This is a genomic window from Pseudonocardia kujensis (assembly GCF_021283305.1).
Taxonomy (GTDB): Bacteria; Actinomycetota; Actinomycetes; order Mycobacteriales; family Pseudonocardiaceae; genus Pseudonocardia; species Pseudonocardia kujensis.
In genome coordinates, this window is the sequence record NZ_JAJSOK010000097.1 from 1 (window position 1) to 22,902 (window position 22,902).

Consider the following 22,902-nt stretch of genomic DNA (forward strand, 5'->3'; position numbering starts at 1 on the left):
CCCCCCCCGGCGGTGTGCCGTCGGCCGGCGATGCGTCCCCGGAGGTCACGGCTCCCGGCCGGGCCCGTGGGGAGACCGCGGCCCCGCCGAGGAAGACGGCGCGTCGGCGACAGCGGCTCCCCGTCCTGCTCGCTCTGGCGGGCATGGCGCTGCTCGTGGCCGCGACGGTCCTCGTCCTCGACCGGGAGTCCGCCGTGAGCGCACGGCCCGTCGGGGTCGTGCCCGCCCGCACCGGCCCGTGGGTGCCGGCCGAGTCCGGCGACCTGCGGCCGGGCGCCCCACCGAAGCCCCGTGCGGGCGGCAGCGTCCCGGTGCGCCTCGACCTGGCCGCCCGGACGGCGACCGCGCCGGTCGTGCCGGTCGGGACCGGGCCCGACGGGGCTCTCGTCGTCCCGGACCCGCCGCAGACCGTCGGCTGGTGGGCACCCGGAGCCCTCGCCGGCTCGGGGACCGGCACCGTCGTCGTCGCGGGGCACGTGGACTCGCGGGTCGCCGGGATCGGGGTCCTCGCCGTCCTGCCCGAGCTCGCCGTCGGCGAGCCGGTCGTCCTGACCGGCGACGACGGCCGCACGGTCCGCTACCGCGTCGTCGCGCGGCAGGAGTTCGGCAAGGCCGCCCTGCCCGCCGACACCTTCGCCCGGACGGGCCCACCGCGCCTGGTGCTCGTGACCTGCGGCGGTCGTTTCGACCCCGGCACGCGCTCCTACGAGGACAACATCGTCGTCTACGCCGAACCGACCTGACCACGCGACTCCACGGACGCTACGGGCGTCGCGGCGGCGCGGGGCGCCGGCCGGTGGAGCGGGAATATCCGGGGCGGGCGTGTCGTACGGTTGTCGCGTGAGCGCACCCGCCGAAGCCCCCGAGTTCGCCGCCGTCCGGACCGCCGCCCAGCGCGCGGCCGCGGCCGCCCCGGGGGTGCGCGCGGCGGGCGGCGCGGCGGTCGACTCCGCGCTGCGCACCGCGGCCGGGCTGCTCCGCGAGAAGGCCCCCGAACTGCTGGCGGCGAACGCCTCGGACGTCGAGGCGGCCACCGCCGACGGCATGGCCGCCGGCCTGCTCGACCGGCTCCGGCTCACCCCGGAGCGGCTCGCGGAGATGGCGACGCAGCTCGAGGTGCTCGCCGGCACCCCGGAGCCGCCGGTGGAGCGGTTCGTCAGGAACCTGCCCTCGGGGGAGCGCATCTTCGAACGCAGCATCCCCGTCGGGGTCATCGGCGCGGTCTTCGAGGCGCGCCCGAACGTGACGATCGACGTCGCCTCCCAGGTCCTCAAGGCCCGCAGCGCCGCCGTCCTGCGCACCGGGGCCGCGGCGCTGGGCAGCGCGACGGCGCTGCTCGAGAAGGTCGTCGCGCCCGCGCTCGCGGCGCACGGCATCCCGGCCGACGCGGTGCAGCTCGTCCCGCTGCCGGGGCACGCCGGGGCCGAGGCCCTGGTCGGGCTGCCGGACCTCGTGCCGCTCGTCGTGGTGCGGGGGAGCGGCGAGGTCACGCGGAAGCTGTCGATGCTGGGTGCGGCCGCCGGCACCCGGGTGCTCGCGCACGCCGACGGCGGCGGCGTGCTGTACCTGGACTCCTCGGCCGAGGAGGCCGTCGTCGAGCGGCTGGTGCACGACTCGACCGACCGGCTCGGGGTGTGCAACCGACTGAACCTGCTGCTGATCGACCGGCCCGTGTACGAGGAGCTGCTGCCGGTCGCGGAGAAGGTGCTGCGGGACCGCGGGATCACGCTGAGCCTGCCCCCGCACGCGCACGCCCTCGGCCACGAGTGGGCGCTCGACTCCGGGAACGAGGCGCACGTGACGGTCGCGCCCGTCGACGGCGCGGTCGACGCCGCGCTCACCGCCGCCCGCGAGACGTCGGGCCTGGCCGCCTGCGTGTGCGCCGCCGACGAGGCGGTCGCCCACCGGTTCATCGACGCCTACACCGGCACCGGCGTGTTCTGGAACAGCCCGACCCGGCTGCTCGACGGGTACAAGCTGCTCGGCCTGCCGGAGACCGGCATCAACGTGGACCACACCCCCGGCCCCCGCGGCCCGGTGACCTACCCGGACCTCGCCCTGCGCCAGTTCGTGGTGCTGCCCCCGGCCTGAGCGCCGGCAGTACGGCCCGGCGCCGCCCCGGCGGACCGTCGGGGTGCGGGGATAGGGTCGGGACGTGTCAGCTCCCGAACTCCACCGGGCCACGCTCCCCAACGGCCTGCGTGTGCTCCTCGCGCCCGACCCGGCCACCCCGGTCGTCGGCGTCGCGGTGCACGTCGACGTCGGCTTCCGGTCCGAGCCCGAGGGGCGCACCGGCTTCGCGCACCTCTTCGAGCACCTGATGTTCCAGGGCAGCGAGAGCCTGGCGAAGCTGGAGCACTTCCGCCAGGTCCAGGGTGCGGGCGGGGTGTTCAACGGCTCGACCCATCAGGACTACACGGACTACTTCCAGGTGCTGCCCGGCGCCGCGCTCGAGCGCGCGCTGTTCCTGGAGGCGGACCGGCTGCGCGCCCCGAAGCTCACGGAGGAGAACCTCCGCAACCAGGTGGACGTGGTCAAGGAGGAGATCCGGCTCAACGTCCTGAACCGGCCCTACGGCGGGTTCCCCTGGATCCTGCTGCCACCGGTCCTCTACGACACCTTCCCCAACGCGCACAACGGCTACGGCGACTTCACCGAGCTCGAGCAGGCCACCCTGGACGACGCGGCGTCCTTCTTCGACACCTACTACGCCCCGGGGAACGCGCAGGTCACCGTGCACGGGGACTTCGCGGCCGCCGGCGGGGTGGACGAGGTGCTGGCGCTGGTCGAGAAGCACTTCGGCGACATCCCGGCGCGGCCGACGCCGCCGCGCCGGTCCTTCGGCGAGCCGGAGCCGGGTGCGGAGCGGCGCGGCAGCGTGGCCGACGCGCACGCGCCCATGCCGGCCCTGGCCGTCGGCTACCGGGTGCCCGACCCGTCGTCCGCGCTCGACGAGTACCTGGGCCACGCGCTGCTCGCCTCCGTGCTCGGCGACGGCGAGGCGGCCCGGCTGCAGCGCCGGCTCGTGCACGCGGACGGCCTGGTCACGGATGTCGGCGCCAGCAACGGGCTGATGGGCGGCCCGCTCGACGCACGGGACCCCGACACGTTCACGATCACCGCGGTACACCCCGGCACGGTCGACCCGGAGCGGGTGCTCGGGGCGATCGACGAGGAGCTGGACAAGCTCGCGGCCGAGGGCCCGAGCGCCGAGGAGCTGGCCCGGCAGTCCGCCCGCTGGGCCGCGTCCCTGCACCACGAGGACGACCGCGTGATGTACCGGATGCTCGGCCTCGGCGCCCGCGAGCTGCTGTACGGTCGCGCCGAGATCGCGCAGGAGCTGCCGGCGCGGATCGCCGCCGTCACCCCGGAGCAGGTTCGCGCCGCCGCGGAGTCCCTGCGCTCCACCGGCCGCGCCGTGCTGCTGGTCGAACCGACCGGGGGCAGCGCGCCGGGCGGTGTCGATCCGGCCGTCGATCCGGCCGTCGATCCGGCCGAGCCGGCGAACCCCGAGGAGGCCGGCGCATGAGCGCGCCCACCACGCACCGCACCGCCGAGGAGATCGGCCGCACCCCGGCGGGCCCGCGCCCGCTGCCCCCGCTCGGGGCGACGCGCGAGGTCCCGCTGCCCGAGGTCGTCACCGAGACGCTGCCCTCCGGGCTGCGCGTGCTGGCCGTGCACCGGCCGGGAGTGCCGATGGCCGAGCTGCGGCTGCGCGTGCCGTTCGCCGCGCCCGGCTCCGTCGCGGACCCGGCGTTCACCGCGCGGGCCGAGCTGCTGTCGTCGGCCATGCTCACCGGCACGGGCACCCACGACCGGGTCGGGATCGACGACGAGCTGGCCGGTGTGGGCGCCGAGCTCGGGGTCGCCGTCGACCCCGAGCGGCTGCTGGTGCACGGTTCGGGCCTGGCGGAGGGGCTGCCGACGGTCCTCGGTGTCCTCGCCGACGTGCTGACCGGCGCGACCTATCCCGAGACCGAGCTGCGGCGCGAACGCGAGCGGCTCGTCGAGCGCATCGCCGTCGCGCGGGCACAACCCCGCACGGTCGCGCGGGAAGCGCTGCAGCGCAAGCGTTTCGGCGACCATCCCATTGCGCTGGAGATGCCCTCGGGCGAGGCGGTCGCCGCCGTCGACCCCGCTGCGGTGCGGGCGCTGCACGCCGAGGGCGTGGTGCCCCGCGGCTCCACCCTGGTGGTCGTCGGCGAGATCGACCCGGGCGAGGCCATCGCCGCGGTCGGCGCCGCCCTCGGCGGGTGGACGGGCGCGGCGCAGGCCCGTGAGCTCGGCCCGCCGCCGGTTCCCGACGCCGGGCCGCTGGAGCTGGTGCACCGGCCCGGCTCGGTGCAGTCGCAGCTGCGGCTCACCGCGCCCGCCCTGCGTCGGGACGAGGAGGGCTACGCGGCCTTCCAGCTCGCCAACCTCGTCTTCGGCGGCTACTTCTCCTCGCGCTGGATGGAGAACGTCCGCGAGGACAAGGGCTACACCTACGGGGCCCACTCCGGCACCGAGTTCGTGCCGGGCGCGGCGGTGCTCGGCGTGGAGACGGACGTCGCCAGCGAGGTCACCGCGGCCGCGCTGCTCGAGACCCGGTACGAGCTCGGCCGCATGGTCGCCGTCCCGCCGACCGCGGACGAGATCGAGGCGGCCCGGCGGTACGCGATCGGCTCGCTGCTCATCTCGCTGGACAGCCAGGGCGGGCTCGCATCCACCCTCGCCGCGCTCGATGCCGCGGGGCTGTCGATCGACTGGCTGCGCGAGCGGCCGGTGCAGCTGGAGGCGGTCACCCCGGAGCAGGTCGCCGAGGCGGCCCTGCAGTACTTCGCGCCCGAGCGGTTCACCGGCGTCGTGGTGGGAGACGCCGACGTGATCGGTCCGCGGCTGCGCGCACTGGGAGGTGTGGAATGACGTTCGAGCTGGTCACCCCGCCCGTCCTCTCCCGGGGGACGGTGCTGCGCGACGAGCCGCTGCGGCTCGACGCGGACCGGCAGAAGGCCACGTGGCCCACGGCGCGCGTGGTCGTCGTCGACGAGAAGGGGCGGACGCCGGTGTCGTGGGACGCCGCACCGGTGTCCCGGTTCCGGGAGGGCGACGCCGCCGGCTGGGACGCGGCCGCCGGCTCCGGCGCCGTCCTGCGCACCCGGCCCGCCGAGGAGATCGCGCCGGCCCCACCGGGCGACGCGGTGCTGCTCGGTGAGGCCGAGGGGGTCGCCTACTGGGCGGTCCGCGGCCGGCCGGACCTCGCGGCGGGGGACGACCCGGCGGACTGGGCGGACCTGCGGGCCGTCGGCGCGGAGCTCGACGCCCTCGGCGCGGGCCTGTTCACCGGTGCCGTCGCGGCCCTGAACTGGCACGACACCGCGCGCTTCTGCGCCCGGGACGGCTCGCCGACCCACCCGCACAACGCCGGCTGGGCCCGGCGCTGCGAGGCGCACCAGCACGAGGAGTACCCGCGCACCGACCCGGCGGTCATCTGCCTGGTGCACGACGGCGCCGACCGCGTCCTGCTCGCCCGCCAGCCGGTCTGGCCGCCCGGGCGGTACTCGGTGCTCGCCGGGTTCGTCGAGGCCGGAGAGTCGCTGGAGGCGTGCGTGATGCGCGAGATCCACGAGGAGGTGGGCGTCGAGGTCTCGGAGGTCGGCTATCTCGGCAGCCAGGCCTGGCCCTTCCCGCGGTCGCTGATGGTCGGGTTCCAGGCCGTCGCCGACCCGGACCAGCCGCTGCGGCCGGCCGACGGCGAGATCGAGGAGGCCATCTGGGTCACCCGCGAGGAGCTGCGGGCGGCGATGGAGAAGAGCGACTGGGGCGCCCGGGACGAGTCGGACGGCAAGCTCGTCCTGCTCCCCGGCCGGGTGTCGATCGCCCGGTCGATGCTCGACTCGTGGGCGGCGCAGGGCTGAGCACTCGCCCGAGAACGGTGCGACCCCGGCCGGACGGTCCGGTCGGGGTCGTGGTGGCGCGGGTCAGGCCGCGGCGAGCCGCTTCTTCACCTCGGCGAAGCTGGGGTTCGTGGCGGTGGTCTCGTCCGGGAAGAGGAGCGTGGGGACCGTCTGGTTCCCGCCGTTGACGCCCTCGACGAACCGTGCCGCGTCGGGGTCCCGCTCGATGTCGATCTCGCGGTACTCGATGCCCGCCTCGTCGAGCTGGAGCTTGAGGCGGCGGCAGAAGCCGCACCACGTGGTCGAGTACATCGTCAGCTGCGCCATGTCGGGTTCAACAGCGCCGCCGGCCGCGCCGTTCCGCACCCGATTGTGCGGTGGCTCACGCCGCGAGGGCGCGCGGGAACCGTCGGTGGCGTTTGTCAGGATGGGAGGGTGACGGCTTCCGTGACGGCTCCGGCCGACCCCGACCGGCTCGACGAGGAACAGCGGGCCGCCGTCACCGCGCCGCGCGGCCCCGTCTGCGTGCTCGCCGGCGCGGGCACCGGGAAGACCCGCACGATCACGCACCGGATCGCGCACCTCGTCCGGCACGGACACGTGGCGCCCGGGCAGGTCCTCTCCGTCACGTTCACGGCCCGGGCGGCCGGGGAGCTGCGCACCCGGCTGCGGGCGCTCGACGCCGGCGGCGTGCAGGCCCGCACCTTCCACGCGGCCGCGCTGCGCCAGCTGCGGTACTTCTGGCCGCAGGTCGTCGGCGAGCGGCCGTGGCAGCTGCTCGAGGGCAAGCTCCGGCTGATCGGCCAGGCCGCGGCCCGCGCCCGGGCCGGCACCGAGTCGGACGCGCTGCGGGACCTCGCCACCGAGATCGAGTGGGCCAAGTCGAGCCTGATCACGCCGGAGAGCTACCCGGCCGAGGTGGCTCGGCTGCGGCGGGACGTCCCCGGGCCGGTCGAGCAGATCGCGCAGGTCTACGCGGGATACGAGGCGCTGAAGAACCAGGCCGAGGCCCTCGACTTCGACGACCTGCTGCTGCACGTCGCGGCCGCGCTCGAGGAGCACCGCGCGGTCGCCGAGGAGTTCCGCGACCGGTACCGGTGCTTCGTCGTGGACGAGTACCAGGACGTCACCCCCCTGCAGCAGCGCGTGCTCGACGCCTGGCTCGGCGAGCGGGACGACCTCACCGTCGTCGGCGACGCCAACCAGACGATCTACACCTTCGCCGGGGCCTCGCCGCGCTACCTGCTGGACTTCCCGCGCCGGTTCCCCGAGGCCACCGTCGTCCGGCTCACGCGGGACTACCGGTCCACCCCGCAGATCGTCGCCTGCGCGAACTCCGTCATCGGTGCCGCGCGCGGCCGGGTCGCCGGGAGCCGGCTGCGGCTCGTCGGGCAGCTGCCGCCCGGGCCGGACCCGGACTTCGCCGAGTACGAGGACGAGCCCGCCGAGGCCGCCGCCGTCGCCGCGAAGATCCGCCGGTTGGTCGCCGACGGGACCCCGCCCGCCGAGATCGCGGTGCTGTTCCGGATCAACGCGCAGTCCGAGAGCTACGAGCAGGCCCTGACCGAGGCCGGCGTGCCGTACCAGGTGCGCGGGGGCGAGCGCTTCTTCACCCGCGCCGAGGTGCGCCGGGCGATGGTCGCGCTGCGCACCGCCCCGCCGCTGCCCGATGGCATGGACCTGGTCACCGGGGTGCGGCGGGTGCTCTCGACGGTCGGGCTGACGGACGAGCCGCCCGCCGGCACCGCGATGCGGGCCCAGTGGGAGTCGCTGCTCGCGCTGGTGGGGCTGGCCGAGGAGCTGGCCGCCGTCGAGCCGCAGGCCGATCTGCGCCGGTTCTCCGCCGAGCTCGAGACGCGGGCGGACGCGTCGCACCCGCCGGTGGTCCAGGGCGTCACGCTGGCGTCGCTGCACGCCGCGAAGGGCCTCGAGTGGGACGTGGTGTTCCTCGTCGGGCTGGTCGACGGCACGCTGCCGATCCAGCACGCCGAGGGCGACGAGTCCGCGATCGAGGAGGAGCGCCGGCTGCTCTACGTCGGGGTGACCCGGGCCCGGCGGGTGCTGCGGATGTCGTGGGCGCTGGCGCGCGCCTCGGGCCGCGGACGGCAGCGCCGCCGCAGTCGGTTCCTCCACGGGCTGATCCCCGAGGAGCACCCGGCCTCCCGCGTCGCGCAGGGCGAGCGTCGGCGGCCGGGCGGGCCGAAGCCGCGCTGCCGGGTGTGCGGGGAGCCGCTGATCGGCACCACCGCCCTGAAGCTGCAACGGTGCGGGGCCTGCCCGTCCGACGTGGACACCGAGCTGCTCGAGCGGCTGCGCGACTGGCGCGGCGAGGTGGCCAGGCGGCAGGGCGTACCGTCCTATGTGATCTTCACCGACGCGACCCTCACCGCCATCGCCGAGCAGCGCCCGGCCGACGCCGCGGCGCTCGTCGGGATCCCCGGGATCGGCGCCCGCAAGCTCGACCGCTACGGACCCGACGTCCTCGCGCTGATCAGCGATTCGGGCGCCTGAGCGCCTCCCGGGACGGGGACGCGGCGAGGGCGTCGTGAGGTCTCTCGTGGGCTCGCCGTGGGGGTCGTCGCCGGGCGACCCGGCGACGAACAGCCGTCGATGCCCGGGTGGACCGGAAACTGCTTCTCGAATCAACGGATTAATTCTGTTGTGCGCGTCCCGGGGCCCCTTCTAGTCTCACATGCACGGACGGAGCAACGCCCCGTCCTTCCGCACGGACCCGCACCGAGCTGCCGGAGAGGAGGCGCCGCCATGAAGATCTCCGCGATGACGACCGGCACGACCGGGACGCCGCGCGCGATCGCGCCCGCCGGTGTCCGCACCCGCCTCGGTGTCGCGCCGTCCGTCCGCCGCCCGCGTGGCGGTTGGCCGTTCTCCGCGCTCGGCGTGCGCCTCGAGAAGCAGGTGCCGTTCGCGGTCGTCACCGATCACAACTGGACAGGTGTGTCCGTTCCGCACGGGCTGTGCCGACGAAGGTCGTAGCAGCCCAGCCGGCCGTCGAGTTTCGGGGCCGCGGAACCCACACCAGGGGTCCGCGGCCCTTTTTCGTGTCCCCACCCGGGGCACGTCCGTCCACCCATCCACCACCGAGAGCAGAGAACACCCACCACACCAGGAGGTAGTGCGGTGCTAGTCAGATCCACCCCGTGCGACGGCGGGGCGATCAGGCACGAGTACGGCGGCGGCGACACCGCTCCCGACCTCGGCGGCCTGCTGAGCGACACCCCCGAGTCCGGCCTCGACCTGCCGTGCCGGCAGGGCGACGCGGACCTGTGGTTTGCCGAGTCCCCCGGCGAGCTGGAACGGGCGAAGACGCTGTGCGAGAGCTGCCCCATCCGGATCGAGTGCCTCGCCGGCGCCCTCTCGCGGGAGGAGCCCTGGGGCGTGTGGGGCGGCGAGATCTTCGAACGAGGAGTCGTCGTGCCGCGCAAGCGCCCGAGGGGCCGGCCCAGCAAGGCCGACCTCGCCCGTGACCGCGCCTGGGCCGAGGCCCACCAGAAGGCCCAGGAGCGAGCGCGGCAGCTGGCCGCCACGGCCGCCCGGCCGTGCGCCTGACCACCGAGAACCACCCGACCGACACCCCGGCGCCCGGTCCCCTTCCCCCGGGGGCGGCGTCCCACCCGAAGGAGCTTCTCCGATGACCGATCTCGTGATCCGCACCGACCGACCGGCCCACGGCGTGCGACCCCACGCCGACGCCCAGGGCACCGCGATGTTGGTGATGAACGAAGCCCTGGCCCGATCGCGACAGCAAGAGGCGGAGGAGGCCGCGCGCGACCACCGGCTCGCGCGCCGGCTCTCCGCGGGCCGGCGCTGGGACCGGTTGGCGGCCTACGCCGCCCGCCGGGCCGCGCGCGCCCGCGCCGCCTCCGGCTGAGTCGCGGGAGGGCACCGCGGTGCACGTCCGCCGGACCGGTCCGCCGCACCGGACCCTCCCGGGGACGGGCGACGCCCCGCCGCCCTCGAACGCCACGACGGCCGCCGCGCGTCCCACCGCGGTTCCTGCCGCCCGCCCCGGGAGCTACCTCCGGGGCGGGCGTCCTGCGTCCGGCTCGGCCCGTGCGGCCGATCGCCGGCGGGCCGGCCCGCGAGCCCGCGGATCAGCTGGCCGCGAACAGCTCGGGCTGCCAGCGCCCGACGATGCCCCGCAGCGGGACCTCCGCCTCGAGCTGGCACAGCACCCCGAGCGTGCCGAGGGTGACCCGGTGCACCAGCAGGTACTGCGGAGGCAGGTTCAGCGCGCGCCCGGTGTCGAACTCGGGTCGCCGCAGGTCGCCGACGCGCTCTGCCTGCCTCTGCAGCCAGGCCCGGGTGAAGCGGAAGGTCTCGGTGCGCAGCGGCTCCGTGAACGGCGCCAGGTACGCCAGGGCCTCCTCCGCGGTAAGCTCGGTGCCCGGGCGCACGAAGCCCTCGTCGCGCAACAGCTGCAGCAGGTCTGCCGGCCGGTTCTCCAGGGCGTACTTGGTCATGACGGTCAGCGGCGGCGGCAGCCCCTCGGGGAGCCGGGCGACCGCCCCGAAGTCGACGACGAGCATCCGGCCGTCGTCGAGCACCTGGAAGTTGCCCGGGTGCGGATCGGAGTGCAGCAGGTGCAGCCGGTACGGCGCCGAGTAGTGGAACCCGGCGAGCCGCTCGCCCGCGTGGTCGCGCTCCTCCTGGGTGCCGGAGCGGATCACGTCGGACAGCCGGCGCCCGGCGACCCATTCGCTCACCATCGCCCGCGGCGCCGAGGCCACGACCTTGGGCACCCGGATCTCGGCGTCCCCGTCGTACTCGGCGGCGAAGGCCCGCTGGTTGTCGGCCTCGTCCCGGTAGTCGAGCTCCTCGACCATCCGCTCCTGCAGCTCGGTGATGAGCGGCTTGATCTCCATGCCCGGCGCCAGCGGCTGCAGCAGCCGGCTCATCCGGGAGAGCTGGCGCAGGTCGGACCGCAGGGCCTCCTCCGCGCCCGGGTACTGGACCTTGACGGCCACCTCCCGGCCGTCGCGCCAGACGGCCCGGTGGACCTGCCCGATGCTCGCCGCGGCGGCGGGCTCCTCGTCGAAGTCGCGGAAGCGCGACCGCCAGTTGCGCCCGAACTGCTCGGCCAGCATCCGGTGCACGTCGGCCGGCGGCATGGGCGGCGCTGCGCTCTGCAGCTTGGTCAGCGCGTCCCGGTACGGGCCGGCCAGCTCCTCGGGCACCGCGGCCTCGAAGATGCTCAGCGCCTGGCCGAACTTCATCGCGCCGCCCTTGAGTTCGCCGAGGACCGCGAAGAGCTGCTCGGCGCTCTTGGCCATCATCTGCGCGGAGATCTGTTCCCGGTCGCCGCCCGCGAGCCACCGGCCCCACCCGGCGGCGGCGCGCCCGGCGACGCCCAGCGGCAGGCTGGCCAGCTTCGCCGTGCGGGAGGCGGTCCGGCGGGGGATGTCGCTCACCTCATGATTGTCTCCCGCCGCCCGGCCGGCACGCACGTCGCGCCGGCCACCACACGGGCATCCGCGGCGCACGTGGGGGAGGTCTGCGTCACACCCGCCGACGACGGGGGCCCCGTCGCGACCGCGCGCGGCGGATCGGCCCGCTCCGTACGCGGCGACGAACCGGCCTCTCCGACCGCGCCGGCCTCTCCGGCCTCTCCGGCCTCGGCGGCGGAGGTCCGCGGTGTCGCGACGCGGACCGGTGCCGGCGGCGGGCCCCCGCCGCAGTGGCAGTCGGGGTGCGATTGCCAGAGGCGACGGTGCAGGCCGCCGCCGTGCACGTCGAGCTCGAGGGCGGCGCCGAGGGTCGGGGGTGGGCGCTCGCCGTCGAGCGCGAGGAGCGCCTGCGCGGCACCGAGCGCCGCGGTGGCGGCGACGGCCTCCGGTTCCGCTCCGCCGCTGCGGCCCGTCAGCTGGGCCGCGACCACCGGCCAGGCGGGGTCGAGGTCGCCCCGGCCGAGTTCGACACACCGCAGGCAGGGCGAGCGCCCGACCAGGACCAGCGGCCCGACGACCCCGAGGCCGTCGCGGACCAGCACCGGTAGGTGGTCGGTGCCGGTCGCCGCGAGGTCGGTGACGACCTCGGGCTCCGGGACCACCGCGTCGGTGAGCACCACGAGGTCGGGGCTGCGGCCCGGTGGCAGGGCACCGGTCGCCGTGCCGGCGCGGACCCGGAGGACGGCGTCCGCTGCCGCCTCGGCACGGGGCCCGCCCACCGACTCCTCTCCGTACCCGCACCCGACGTCCGCGCTCTCGACGTGCCCTCGCGCGACGACCTGCACCGCCCCGACCCCCGCCCGCGCGAGCGCCACCGCCACGCCGACGGCCAGCGGCCCGTCGCCCCGCACCTGGACGGCGCTCGCCGCCCGCCGCTGCACGCGGCGCTCGCCCGCGGCCGGGTCGACCAGGGCGCCGCGCTCCACGAGCCCGCGCAGCAGGGCCTGCGCGAACTCGACCCCGACCCCGCGGGCCGCCGCCTCGGCGACCCAGTCGAGCGCGACCGCCGGCGCGCGCAGCCGTTCGAGCAGGGGCAGCACCGCCGCCGGCAGGCCACCCACCACCACGCTGCTCCGCGGGGCCAGCCCGACCTGACGGGCGCGGGCACCCCGGGCGAGCAGAGGCCGGTGCGGGGCGAGGACCAACCGGCGGGGCACGGAGACGAGGGCGCGGATCACGGGACCGAGCATGGTCGGCCGGCCGCCGTCGGGCGAACGGTTGTCCACAGGTGCGCGGATCTGTGGACAACCCGGGTGCCCGAGGTCCTCCGCTCCCGCCCGCCCCGCCCGGGGCCTAGGGTGGGGGAATGGCGAGCCCCGCGGTCGTCGAGGTGAGACGGAGTCAACGGCGGCGTCGGATGGTCAGCGCGCGGCGCGAGGGTGACACGGTGATCGTGTTCATCCCGGGCTGGATGAGCGAGGCCGAGGAACGGCGCTGGGTGGACGAGATGGTCAGCCGGCTCGAGAAGAGCGAGGCGAAGCGCCGCTCCCCCGGCCGGCACGGCGACGGCGCACTGCTCGACCGCTGCCTCGAGCTCTCGAAGCGGTACCTGGGCGGGCGGGCCACGCCGGCGTCGGTGCGCTGGGTGCCGCCGATGCGCACCCGCTGGGCCTCCTGCACCCCGCAGGACCGCACCATCCGGATCAGCGAGCGGCTGCGCGAGGCACCGGGCTGGGTGGTCGACTACGTGCTGGTGCACGAGCTGGCGCACCTGCTCGCCCCCGGCCACGACGACTACTTCTGGTCGCTCGTGCACCACTACCCGCGCACCGAACGGGCCATCGGCTACCTGGAGGGGTTGTCCGCGGCCGCCGGTCTGGGCCTGGTCGGGACGGACGGCGAGGACCTGCCCGGCGCCGACGGCGCCGACGAGGAGCCCGAGGCCGCGGGCGAGGCCGCCGCGAACGTGAGCTGAACGCGCCCCGGCGCCGGGCCCGTGGGGGACCGGCGCCGTGCAGCTGGACCGAGCGCGACGATCAGGCGCGGGGCGACCCGCCCTCGTCCTCGCCGTTCCGCTCCTCCGTGCTCTCGTCGCCGGCGCCGGGCCCCGACGCGGCGCCCGGCTCGTCGTCCGTGCCCGGCTCCTCGGGCTTCTCCTGCGCGGCGGCCTCCGCGGCCTCCGCGGCGAACTGCTTCTCCAGCTCCGCGATCGGGTCGGCGCTCTCGCGACGGTGCACGAAGCCGGCCGGGTCGTCGAGGTCGTCGGTGTCCGGCATCAGGTCCGGGTGCGCCCACACCGCGTCCCGGCCCTCGATCCCGCGCTCCTCGCCGAGGAGCTTCCACAGCTCGGCGGCGGCCCGCAGCTTCCGCGGCCGCAGCTCGAGCCCGACGATGGAGGCGAAGGCCTGCTCCGCGGGCCCGCCGGACGCGCGGCGGCGGCGCAGCGTCTCGCGCAGCGCGCCCGCCCCGGGCAGCCGCTCGCCGACGCCCTCGGCGACGACGGTGTCCACCCAGCCCTCGATCAGGGCGAGCAGCGTCTCGAGCCGGGCCAGCGCCGCCTTCTGCTCCGGCGTGGTCTGCGGCTCGAACATGCCGGACTGCATGGCCTCCTGGATCGACGCCGGGTTCGACGGGTCGATCTGCCGGGCCATGTCCTCGATGCGCGAGGTGTCGACGGTGATGCCGCGGGCGTAGTCCTCCACGGCGCCGAGCAGCCGCTCCCGCAGCCACGGCACGTGTGCGAACAGCCGGTGGTGGGCGGCCTCGCGGGCGGCCAGGAAGATCATGACCTCACTGGCGGGGCGGTCGAGGCCCTCGGTGAACTTCTCGATCGCCTCGGGCAGCAGGGCCGCGGTGCGCTCGGGCCCGACCGGGAACCCGACCTCGGTGCCGGTGAGCACCTCGGCCGCGAGCTGGCCGAGGCCGCTGCCGAGCTGGCTGCCGAAGGCGAGCCCGCCCATCTGGCCGATCATCGCGAGCATCGGACCGGCCGCGTCGCGGATCTCCTCGGGAAGGCCCTCCACCCAGGCGCCGGACACGCGCTGGGCGACCGGGTCGCACAGCCTCTTCCAGGTGGGCATGCTCGCCTTCACCCAGTCCGTCGGCGTCCAGGCCACGCTCTCGGCCGCGCCGGCGGGGAACTCGGTGGCCGGGTCGAGCCACAGCTCCGCGAGCTTGAGGGCGTCGGCCACGGCGGTGCGCTGGGCGTCCGTGAGCGACGACGTCTTCTGGGCCAGCTGCTGCGTGGCCATCTGCGCCGCGAGGTCGTAGTTGACCGGGCCGCCACCGCCGCCGCCCGCCTGGCTCGCGCTCGACAGCATCTGCCCGAGCTGGCTGAGCATCTGGCCGAGCTGGCCGACGTCGAAGCCGCCCGGACCCCCGGGCATGCCCGGCATGCCGGGCATCCCCGGGATGCCGGGGAACTGACCACCACCGGGGAGGTTGCCGAAGCCGAAGGGGTCCTTGGGGCCCTCGTTGCCGCCCTCGCCACCCTCGTCCCGCTTGCGGTCGCGGTCCGGGTCACGGTCGGAGGGGCCGAAGCCGAACGGGACGTCACTCATACCGACCACGGTACGCGGACCCCGGGGGCTGCGGCGTAGGTTCGCTCTCCGTGAGCCGCCGGACGTCGACGCTGGTCGCCGCGGTGCTCCTGGTGATGGTGGTGGTGGGCGTCGGGACCGTCGTCCGCGTGCCCTTCGTCGCCCTGGGGCCCGGACCGACCTACGACACGCTGGGCGCCGTGGACGGGACGCAGGTCGTCGCCGTCGCCGGGGCGCCGACCTTCCCCACCTCGGGGCACCTCAACATGACCACGGTCTCGGTCAACGACGGCGTGACCGGCCTGCAGGCGCTGGGGTTCTGGCTGGCGCCGGACCGGCGGCTGGTGCCGCGGGACACCGTGTTCCCGCCCGGCCGGTCGACTGCGGAGGTCGACAAGGAGAACGCGGAGCAGTTCACGGCCTCGGAGACGAACGCCGAGCTCGCGGCGCTCGCCGAGCTGAAGCTGCCGACGCGGGCGACCGTGGCCGACGTCGTGGCGGGCTCGCCGGCGGAGGGCGTGCTGCAGCAGGGCGACACGATCGTGGCCGTGCGCGGTAACCCGGTCGCGACCCCGCAGGCCGTGGCCGACGCGCTGAACGGCACCCGGCCGGGCGAGCCCGTCGTCGTCACCTACCGGCGCGGCGACGCCCAGCAGGACGCCACCGTCACGCTCGGCTCCAGCCCCGACCGGGAGCAGGGGATGCTCGGCGTCCACCTGGGCGTGCAGCCCGCGACGGGCGCCATCACGATCAGCCTCGGCGACATCGGTGGTCCGTCCGCCGGGCTGATGTTCGCGCTCGCCGTCGTCGACAAGCTGACGCCGGGCGAGCTCAACGGCGGGCAGTTCGTCGCGGGCACCGGCACCATCACCGCGGACGGGACGGTGGGGCCGATCGGCGGCATCCCGTTCAAGATGCGGGCGGCGCGCGACGCGGGCGCGGTCACCTTCCTCGTGCCGGGCGACAACTGCGCCGAGGCCCTGCAGAACGCGCCCGACGGCCTGCGCCTCGTCCGGGTCACCACCCTCGCCTCCGCCGTCGACGCCCTGGAGACGCTCGACGCCGGCGGACAGGCCCCGCTGTGCACCCCGTGAGCGCGACTGAGCTGGGCGGATCCGCACCGTCGGCGGAACGCGGTACGGTCGCCCGCGAGCGGACACGGAACGGACGAACCGTACGAACGGTGCGGGTACACGCGACACACGGGAACTCCACACCCCGTCCGTAGAGTTGACGCACCAGAACCGACCCTCGAGGAGTTGCCGTGGCCATGCGGCCCCCGGCGGGAGCGCCGTCGTTGTCCCGCCGTACGCGGATACTGCTGATCGCGGCCGCGGTCCTGGTGGTGGTGCTGCTGGGCGGGTCCCGGCTGGTCGACTTCTACGTCGACTGGCTCTGGTACGGCGAGACCGGGTACCGCGGCGTGCTCGGCACCGTGATCGCCACCCGCGCCGTCCAGTTCGTGATCGGCGGGCTGCTGCTCGGCGGCGCGGTCTGGCTCACGCTGTGGCTCGCCTACCGGTTCCGCCCGGTCTTCGTGCCGGTCAACGGGCCGGAGGACCCGATCGCCCGGTACCGCACCGTGATCATCTCCCGGCTGCGGCTGTTCGGGATCGGCATCCCCGTGATCGTCGGCATCATCGCGGGCCTCGCCGCGCAGGGTGACTGGCAGACCACGCAGATGTTCCTGAACGGCACGCCGTTCGGGCAGACCGATCCCGAGTTCGGCAACGACATCGGCTTCTACGCCTTCACGCTGCCGTTCATCCGGCTGCTGCTGGACTGGCTGTTCGTCACCGTCGCGATCTGCTTCGTGGTCGCGCTCATCGCGAACTACGTCTTCGGCGGGATCCGGCTCGCCGGCCGCTCCGGCCAGGTCTCCGCGGCCGCGCGGGCGCAGCTGGCCATCCTCGCCGGGGTGTTCGTCCTGCTCAAGGCGGTCGCGTACTACCTCGACCGGTACGAGCTGCTCTACTCCGACCGGAACCAGAACTTCTTCGGCGCCACCTACACCGACCTCAACGCCGTCATGCCGGCGAAGATCATCCTGCTGGTCATCTCGATCATCTGCGCCGCGGCGTTCTTCGCGGCGGTGTTCCGGCGGAACCTGCAGCTCCCGGCCATCGCGGTGGTCCTGCTGGTGCTGTCGAGCGTGCTGGTCGGCGCGGCATGGCCCGCGGTGCTGCAGCAGTTCGTGGTCGCGCCGAACGCGAACGAGCGCGAGGCGCCGTCGATCGAGCGCAACATCGCCGCCACCCGGCAGGCCTTCGGGCTCACGGACGACAAGGTCACGATCGAGCCCTACTCGGGCACGTCCACCGCCACGTCGGCGCAGGTCCGGGCGGACACCAACACGATCCCGAACATCCGCCTGCTCGACCCGGGCAAGCTCAACAAGACCTTCACCCAGCTCCAGCAACGGCGGAACTTCTACGGCTTCCCCGAGAAGCTGGACATCGACCGCTACACGGTCGACGGGCAGAAGCAGGACTACGTGGTCGCGGCCCGCGAGCTCGACTCGAACGCGCTCGTCGGCAACCAGCAGGACTGGATCAACCGCCACCTCGTCTACACGCACGGCAACGGCTTCGTCGCGGCGCCGGCCAACCAGGTCAACGCCGCGCTGGAGGACACCGGCGGCCAGGGCGGGCTACCGAAGTTCACGGTCAGCGACACCACGACCGAGGGCGCGATCCCGGTCTCCGAGCCGCGCATCTACTACGGCGAGCTGATCACGGACTACTCGATCGTCGGTGCCGAGGAGGGCGCCGCGCCGCGCGAGTACGACACCGACACGGCGCAGTACACCTACACGGGCAAGGGCGGGGTCTCCCTCGGGAACCTGTTCGACCGGCTGGTCTTCTCGCTCTACTACGGCGAGCGGAACATCCTGTTCAACAGCTCGATCAACGACAACTCCAAGATCATGTACAACCGGGACCCGCGGGACCGCGTCGAGAAGGCCGCCCCGTGGCTGACCGTCGACAACGACCCGTACCCGGCGGTGATCGACGGCCGGATGCAGTGGATCGTCGACGGCTACACCACGCTGCGGAACTACCCGTACGCGGAACAGGTGCCGCTGGGCGACACCACGCAGGACAGCCAGCTCGGCCTGCAGGGTCAGCGCCTGCCCAACGACACCATCAGCTACCTGCGGAACTCCGTGAAGGCGACCGTCGACGCCTACGACGGAACCGTCACGCTCTACGCCTTCGACGAGCAGGACCCGGTCCTGAAGACCTGGATGAAGGCGTTCCCGGGCACGGTCAAGCCGATGTCGGACATCAGCGACCAGCTGCGCGAGCACTTCCGGTACCCGGAGGACCAGTTCAAGGTCCAGCGCGAGCTGCTGACCCGCTACCACGTCGACAACCCGGGCGAGTTCTTCTCCACGGTCTCGTTCTGGGACGTCCCCTCGGACCCGACGGTCCAGGGCAACACCGGCGCCTCCCAGGACGCCCAGCCGCCGTACTACATGCTCACCGGCCTGCCGGGGCAGAACGGCGCGAGCTTCCAGCTCACCAGCGCCCTGGTGAGCCTGCGGCGCCAGTTCATGGCCTCGTACATGTCGGCGAGCTCCGAACCGGACAGCTACGGCAAGATCACCGTGCTGCAGTTGCCGGCCGACACGCAGACGCTCGGCCCGCAGCAGGTCCAGGCGCAGTTCCTCGGCTCGCCGAACGTGTCGTCCGAGCTGAACCTGCTGAGACAGAACCAGACCACGATCGACTACGGGAACCTGCTGACGCTGCCCGTGGCCGGCGGGCTGCTGTACGTCGAACCCGTGTACATCGAGCGGGCAGGGCAGGACTCGTCCTATCCACAGCTCGCCCGCGTGCTCGTGAGCTTCGGCGGCCGGGTCGGCTACGACGCGAACCTCGCGACGGCGCTCGACCAGGTGTTCGGCGCGGGCGCCGGTGCCGGGGCCGCGGCCACGACACCGACCCAGGGGACGACGCCCCAGGCACCGTCGACGGCGTCGCCCACTCCGAGTACCGGGACCAGCCCCGAGCTCGCCTCCGCGGCGAACGAGATCTCCTCGGCCCTGGCGCAGCTCAAGTCCGCGCAGCAGTCGGGCGACTTCACGGCCCAGGGCGAGGCGCTCTCGGCGCTCGACGCAGCGGTCAAGAAGTTCCAGGCGGCGCAGAGCGCAGCGCCGACCCCGGCCCCCTCACCGGGCGGCTGAGGCTCGCAGAGGCGCCGACGGGCGGTCCCGGATCCCGGGGCCGCCCGTCGGCGTTCTCGGGCCGGCATCCCGCGCCCGGGACGCCGTCCGGAGTGTGAGCAGGGTTACCGAGACCGGTTCGCGGGCCGCTGACCGGGGTAAACGTCGCGGCGTGCCCACTGCGGCCGCATCGTCGCAGGTCAGAGCGCCCGCGGCGGGAACCGACCCCCCGTGCACGCCCCGTTCGCGGGCGTGTAATGTTCTGGGCACAACAGCAACACAGCAGTGCGAAGCCCGGAAGGGCGGACCACAGCGGCGCGGGGTGGAGCAGCTCGGTAGCTCGCTGGGCTCATAACCCAGAGGTCGCAGGTTCGAATCCTGCCCCCGCTACCACGTCGAAGACCCCCAGGCTACCCGCCTGGGGGTCTTCGCCATTTCCGGCCGGTTTCAGGGCCCGGTTTCAGGGCCCGGTTCAGGCACGGGGCGGCACCGGCTCCCGCCCGCGGCGCAGGCGCCACCACACCGACGGCTCCGGCCGGTCGAACGGCGGCACGAGGCGGACGTCGGCCCAGTCCGCGTCGGAGAAGTAGGCCGCGCGCCGCCGTCGCCACTCGTCGGCGATCTCGCGCAGGGCGTCGACGGGGAGCCCGGGCTCCCGGAGCCGGCGCACCGCCGCGAGGAACCAGGGCACCAGCTCGTGGCAGAGCGGTTCCGGGGCGTCGGCGTAGGTGCACTCGAGCTGGAGCACGGCGGCGTCGCACCCGATGCGGTACGCCAGCTCGGCCTGGTCGGCCTCCGGGTGCCGGGGCCGGTCCGCGGCGGTCCTCACGACGGCCCCGCCCGGTGCGGGCGCGGGACCAGGGCCTCCACCCGTGGCCGTGCCTCGGAGTTCGCGGCCCGCACGAGGTCCTCGACGATCCCGTGGTCCGGCGAGAGGTGGCAGACCGGGTCGGTGCGGGCGGCGTCGCCGGTGAGCTGGAACGCCTGGCAGCGGCAGCCGCCGAAGTCGGTCTCGCGCCGGTCGCAGCTGCGGCAGGGCTCCGGCATCCAGTCGGTGCCGCGGAACCGCCCGAACAACGGCGACTCGGCCCAGATCCACTCCAGGGAGTTCTCGCGGACGTTGGCCCGGGGGAGCGGCAGGGTCTGCGCGGCGGGGCACGGCAGGGCGTCGCCGTTGGGGGCCACGGTGAGCTGCCGCGCGCCCCAGCCACCCATGCAGGGCTTCGGATAGCGCTCGTAGTAGTCCGGCAGCACGTAGACGACGTCCATCCGGCCGGCCAGCCGGGCGGCCGCCGCCTGCACGACCTCCTCGGCGCGGTCGAGCTGTTCCGCGGTGGGCAGGAGCGCCGCGCGGTTGCGCAGGGCCCATCCGTAGTACTGGGTGTTGGCCAGCTCGACCCGGTCGGCGCGGAGCTCCTCGGCCAGCCCGACGATGTCGGCGAGCCCGTCGATGTTCTGCCGGTGCAGCACGACGTTGACGGTGAGCGGCCAGCCCAGCTCCTTCACGATCCGTGCGGCCTGGATCTTGCGGGCGAACGACGGCGTCCCGGCGATCCGGTCCGACGCGCCCGGCTCGTCGGCCTGGATGCTGATCTGGACGTGGTCCAGGCCGGCCTCGTGCAGCTCCTCCGCGCGGCGCCGGGAGAACCCGACGGCGCTGGTCACCAGGTTGGTGTAGAGGCCCAGCCCGGTCGCGTGCCGGACCAGCTCCACCAGGTCCCGCCGCAGCAGCGGTTCGCCGCCGGAGAGGTGGCACTGCAGGACGCCCAGGTCCCGGGCCTCGTCGAGGACCCGGAGCCACTCCGCGGTGTCGAGCTCGTCCCGGTAGCCGGCGAGGTCGAGCGGGTTGGAGCAGTACGGGCAGGCGAGCGGGCAGCGGTAGGTGAGCTCCGCCAGCAGCCCGAACGGCTTACTCATCGGTCGCCTCCGGGTCGATCACCACGCACCGCCGGTCGACGAGACCGGCGAGGAAGCGCTGCACGTCGGCCTCGGCCACGCGCGCGTAGCGGCCGCGCAGCTCCGTGACGATCCCCGCGACCGTCCGGCTGCCGTCGCACAGGTCGAGGATGTCCGCTCCGGTGCGGTTCAGGACGACCACGCACTCCGGGCGCAACAGGACGTGCCGCTCGCGCGAGGGGTCGAAGGTCAGTCGGACGTGCCGGGCGAGGCGCGGACGTCCGGACGCGGGCACCGCGCCGGCCACGACGGATTCGGGCGAGCTCATCGGGCTCACTCCGGGTAGGCCCGGTCGACGGCGTCCATGAGGCTCCACAGCACGTCGCACTTGAACGTCAGCGCGGCCACCGCACGCTCCTGCTCCTCGGGCGTGCGGCAGTGCGTGACCACGACCTCCAGGGCGTGCTCCGAGTCCCGGGGCGCCTGGTGCAGCCGGTTCCGGAAGTAGGTCAGGCCGTCCCGGTCGATCCACGGGTAGTACCGCTCGAACGCGGCGAGCCGCTCGGCCATGAGGTCCGGCGCGAAGAGCTCGGTGAGCGACGACGCCACCGCGTCCACCCACGGCCGCGTGCGGGCGAAGGTCACGTAGGCGTCGACGGCGAACCGCACCCCGGGGACGAGATGCCGGTGGTCGAGGACCTCCTCGCGGGGCAGCCCCGCGGCCTCGCCGAGCCGCAGCCAGGCCTCGATGCCGCCCTCGGTACCGGCCGTGCCGTCGTGGTCGACGATGCGCCGGATCCACCGCCGCCGGACCTCGAGGTCGGGACAGTTGGCGAGGATCGCGGCGTCCTTGCGGGGGATGTTCTCCTGGTAGTAGAAGCGGTTCGCGACCCAACCCCGGATCTGCGCGGGGCTCAGCAGGCCGGCGTTCATCCGCACGTGGAACGGGTGCTGGTCGTGGTAGCGCTGCGACCGGGCCCGCAACGCGTCGACGAAGCCCTGCGTGGTCCCGGTCGTCTCGGCACCGGTCCTGTCGGTCGTGGCCGTCATGGCACCCCCTAGACCTCCACCTCGAGGCCGTCCGTCGCGATCTCCACCCCGCGCCGCTCGACGGCCCGGCGTTCCGGGGAGTCCTCCAGCAGCACGGGGTTGGTGTTGTTCAGGTGGACGTAGATCGTCCGTTCGACGGGCAGCGCCGCGACCTGCTCCAGGCTGCCGCCGGGACCGTCCATCGGGACGTGCCCCATGTCGCGTGCGGTCTTCGACGCCAGGCCGAGCCGGGCCATCTCGTCGTCGCTCCAGCAGGTGCCGTCGAGGAGCAGGCAGGCGCTGTCCTGCAGCTCCGCGCGTACCTCCGCGGTGAGCTCCTGCACGCCGGGCAGGTACACCGCGGCGCGGCCGCTGCGGGTGTCGGTCAGCCGGTACCCGACGACCCGGCCCTCGGCCCGCCCGGGACCGAACCGCGCGGGCTTCCGGGTGGGGACGTCGAAGGCACGGTAGGAGAGCCCCGCATCGAGCGCGACGTCGGCGCCCGGGACGACGGGGTGCCAGTCGACCGCGCAGTAGCGCTCGAGCGTCCGCAGCAGCGCGGACCCCTCGCACAACGTCTCGCGCACGGCCTTCGTGGTGTGCAGCTCCAGCGCCCGCGCCTCGCGCAGGAGCAGCAGACCGAGCGTGTGGTCGAGCTCGGCGTCGGTGAGCAGCACGGCCCGCACCGGGGTCGCCCGGCCCGGCTTCGGGTGCAGCGCCGGGAAGGCCTCGATCTGGGTCCGGACGTCGGGCGAGGCGTTGAGCAGGAACCACGAGTCCCGGTCCGCGCTCACCGCGACCGACGACTGCGTGCGCGGCACGCACGGCCGCGACCCGTCGCGGACCGCCCGACACCCCGGGCAGTCGCAGTTCCACTGCGGGAACCCGCCGCCCGCGGCCGCCCCGAGCACCCGCAGCCACATCCGGCACCACACCCCCTACGGACGGAGAGGTGGGGGGGCGCGGGCCCGCCCCCCAACCCCGAAAAC

Annotated in this window: 21 protein-coding genes and 1 tRNA gene; 13 read left to right on the forward strand and 9 right to left on the reverse strand. The window is 74.7% G+C overall.

Annotated elements, in window-relative coordinates:
* The 5 genes from LWC35_RS36145 to nudC form a co-directional block, all read left to right on the forward strand.
* On the forward strand, positions 1 to 743 hold a 743-nt coding region (locus LWC35_RS36145; protein WP_232875007.1), incomplete at its 5' end, for a class F sortase.
* A gap of 97 nt (positions 744 to 840) precedes the next feature.
* On the forward strand, positions 841 to 2,091 hold the full coding sequence (locus LWC35_RS36150; RefSeq protein ID WP_232875008.1) for an aldehyde dehydrogenase family protein: 1,251 nt from the start codon (positions 841 to 843) through the stop codon (positions 2,089 to 2,091).
* Between the two features lie 64 nt (positions 2,092 to 2,155).
* Positions 2,156 to 3,529 (forward strand): M16 family metallopeptidase, encoded by a 1,374-nt coding sequence (locus LWC35_RS36155; RefSeq protein WP_232875009.1) that lies wholly within the window; start codon positions 2,156 to 2,158, stop codon positions 3,527 to 3,529.
* On the forward strand, positions 3,526 to 4,905 hold the full coding sequence (locus LWC35_RS36160) for a M16 family metallopeptidase (RefSeq protein WP_232875010.1): 1,380 nt from the start codon (positions 3,526 to 3,528) through the stop codon (positions 4,903 to 4,905). Before LWC35_RS36155 ends, LWC35_RS36160 begins: the two co-directional genes overlap by 4 nt.
* Positions 4,902 to 5,897 carry an NAD(+) diphosphatase gene (nudC, locus tag LWC35_RS36165; RefSeq protein ID WP_232875011.1) on the forward strand — a complete coding sequence of 332 codons (996 nt, stop codon included), beginning with the start codon at positions 4,902 to 4,904 and terminating at the stop codon, positions 5,895 to 5,897. The genes LWC35_RS36160 and nudC overlap by 4 nt, the downstream gene beginning before the upstream one ends.
* A 63-nt stretch (positions 5,898 to 5,960) precedes the next feature.
* Here nudC and LWC35_RS36170 read toward each other — a convergent pair whose 3' ends face one another.
* Positions 5,961 to 6,203, reverse strand: a complete 243-nt coding sequence (locus tag LWC35_RS36170; protein WP_232875012.1) for a mycoredoxin — start codon at positions 6,201 to 6,203, stop codon at positions 5,961 to 5,963.
* Positions 6,204 to 6,311: 108 nt separating this feature from the next.
* Here LWC35_RS36170 and LWC35_RS36175 point away from each other — a divergent pair, with 108 nt between their 5' ends.
* The 4 genes from LWC35_RS36175 (at position 6,312) to LWC35_RS36190 (ending at position 9,765) form a co-directional block, all read left to right on the forward strand.
* Positions 6,312 to 8,387: an ATP-dependent DNA helicase UvrD2 gene (locus LWC35_RS36175; RefSeq protein ID WP_308194747.1), complete on the forward strand. Its 2,076-nt coding sequence runs from the start codon at positions 6,312 to 6,314 to the stop codon at positions 8,385 to 8,387.
* Between the two features lie 252 nt (positions 8,388 to 8,639).
* A complete protein-coding gene (locus LWC35_RS36180; RefSeq protein ID WP_232875013.1) occupies positions 8,640 to 8,870 on the forward strand; it encodes a hypothetical protein in 231 nt (76 codons plus the stop codon).
* Between the two features lie 228 nt (positions 8,871 to 9,098).
* Complete coding sequence (locus tag LWC35_RS36185; RefSeq protein WP_232875026.1) at positions 9,099 to 9,443, forward strand: WhiB family transcriptional regulator; 345 nt, start codon at positions 9,099 to 9,101, stop codon at positions 9,441 to 9,443.
* A gap of 82 nt (positions 9,444 to 9,525) precedes the next feature.
* Positions 9,526 to 9,765 carry a hypothetical protein gene (locus LWC35_RS36190; protein ID WP_232875014.1) on the forward strand — a complete coding sequence of 80 codons (240 nt, stop codon included), beginning with the start codon at positions 9,526 to 9,528 and terminating at the stop codon, positions 9,763 to 9,765.
* Positions 9,766 to 9,988: 223 nt separating this feature from the next.
* Here the strand turns inward: LWC35_RS36190 and LWC35_RS36195 are convergent, their stop codons facing one another.
* A complete protein-coding gene (locus LWC35_RS36195; RefSeq protein ID WP_232875015.1) occupies positions 9,989 to 11,305 on the reverse strand; it encodes an ABC1 kinase family protein in 1,317 nt (438 codons plus the stop codon).
* Positions 11,302 to 12,519, reverse strand: coding sequence for a ubiquitin-activating E1 family protein (locus LWC35_RS36200; protein ID WP_232875016.1), 1,218 nt, complete (start codon positions 12,517 to 12,519; stop codon positions 11,302 to 11,304). Before LWC35_RS36200 ends, LWC35_RS36195 begins: the two co-directional genes overlap by 4 nt.
* A 128-nt stretch (positions 12,520 to 12,647) precedes the next feature.
* Here LWC35_RS36200 and LWC35_RS36205 point away from each other — a divergent pair, with 128 nt between their 5' ends.
* The gene (locus tag LWC35_RS36205; protein WP_232875017.1) at positions 12,648 to 13,256 is read left to right on the forward strand and encodes a M48 metallopeptidase family protein; all 609 of its coding nucleotides are present in this window, start codon (positions 12,648 to 12,650) and stop codon (positions 13,254 to 13,256) included.
* Positions 13,257 to 13,317: 61 nt separating this feature from the next.
* Here LWC35_RS36205 and LWC35_RS36210 read toward each other — a convergent pair whose 3' ends face one another.
* Positions 13,318 to 14,841, reverse strand: a complete 1,524-nt coding sequence (locus LWC35_RS36210; RefSeq protein WP_232875018.1) for a zinc-dependent metalloprotease — start codon at positions 14,839 to 14,841, stop codon at positions 13,318 to 13,320.
* A gap of 50 nt (positions 14,842 to 14,891) precedes the next feature.
* On the opposite strand from LWC35_RS36210, the gene LWC35_RS36215 reads away from it, so the two are divergent.
* The 3 genes from LWC35_RS36215 to LWC35_RS36225 all read left to right on the forward strand — a co-directional run bounded on the left by LWC35_RS36215 (position 14,892) and on the right by LWC35_RS36225 (position 19,381).
* Positions 14,892 to 15,914, forward strand: coding sequence for a YlbL family protein (locus tag LWC35_RS36215; RefSeq protein WP_232875019.1), 1,023 nt, complete (start codon positions 14,892 to 14,894; stop codon positions 15,912 to 15,914).
* 176 nt (positions 15,915 to 16,090) lie between these two features.
* Positions 16,091 to 19,009 (forward strand): UPF0182 family protein, encoded by a 2,919-nt coding sequence (locus LWC35_RS36220; protein ID WP_232875027.1) that lies wholly within the window; start codon positions 16,091 to 16,093, stop codon positions 19,007 to 19,009.
* A 295-nt stretch (positions 19,010 to 19,304) separates the two neighbouring features.
* Positions 19,305 to 19,381 (forward strand) — tRNA-Met (locus LWC35_RS36225).
* A 79-nt stretch (positions 19,382 to 19,460) separates the two neighbouring features.
* Here the strand turns inward: LWC35_RS36225 and LWC35_RS36230 are convergent.
* From LWC35_RS36230 to pqqB, 5 genes are read right to left on the reverse strand one after another with little or no spacing between them, the layout of a single operon-like run.
* The gene (locus LWC35_RS36230; protein ID WP_232875020.1) at positions 19,461 to 19,817 is read right to left on the reverse strand and encodes a hypothetical protein; all 357 of its coding nucleotides are present in this window, start codon (positions 19,815 to 19,817) and stop codon (positions 19,461 to 19,463) included.
* Positions 19,814 to 20,905 carry a pyrroloquinoline quinone biosynthesis protein PqqE gene (gene pqqE / locus LWC35_RS36235; RefSeq protein ID WP_232875021.1) on the reverse strand — a complete coding sequence of 364 codons (1,092 nt, stop codon included), beginning with the start codon at positions 20,903 to 20,905 and terminating at the stop codon, positions 19,814 to 19,816. The genes LWC35_RS36230 and pqqE overlap by 4 nt, the downstream gene beginning before the upstream one ends.
* Complete coding sequence (gene pqqD, locus LWC35_RS36240; RefSeq protein WP_232875022.1) at positions 20,898 to 21,212, reverse strand: pyrroloquinoline quinone biosynthesis peptide chaperone PqqD; 315 nt, start codon at positions 21,210 to 21,212, stop codon at positions 20,898 to 20,900. The genes pqqE and pqqD overlap by 8 nt, the downstream gene beginning before the upstream one ends.
* A 5-nt stretch (positions 21,213 to 21,217) precedes the next feature.
* A complete protein-coding gene (gene pqqC / locus LWC35_RS36245) occupies positions 21,218 to 21,934 on the reverse strand; it encodes a pyrroloquinoline-quinone synthase PqqC (RefSeq protein ID WP_232875023.1) in 717 nt (238 codons plus the stop codon).
* An 8-nt stretch (positions 21,935 to 21,942) separates the two neighbouring features.
* Positions 21,943 to 22,836: a pyrroloquinoline quinone biosynthesis protein PqqB gene (gene pqqB / locus LWC35_RS36250; RefSeq protein WP_232875024.1), complete on the reverse strand. Its 894-nt coding sequence runs from the start codon at positions 22,834 to 22,836 to the stop codon at positions 21,943 to 21,945.
* Positions 22,837 to 22,902 lie beyond the last annotated feature (66 nt).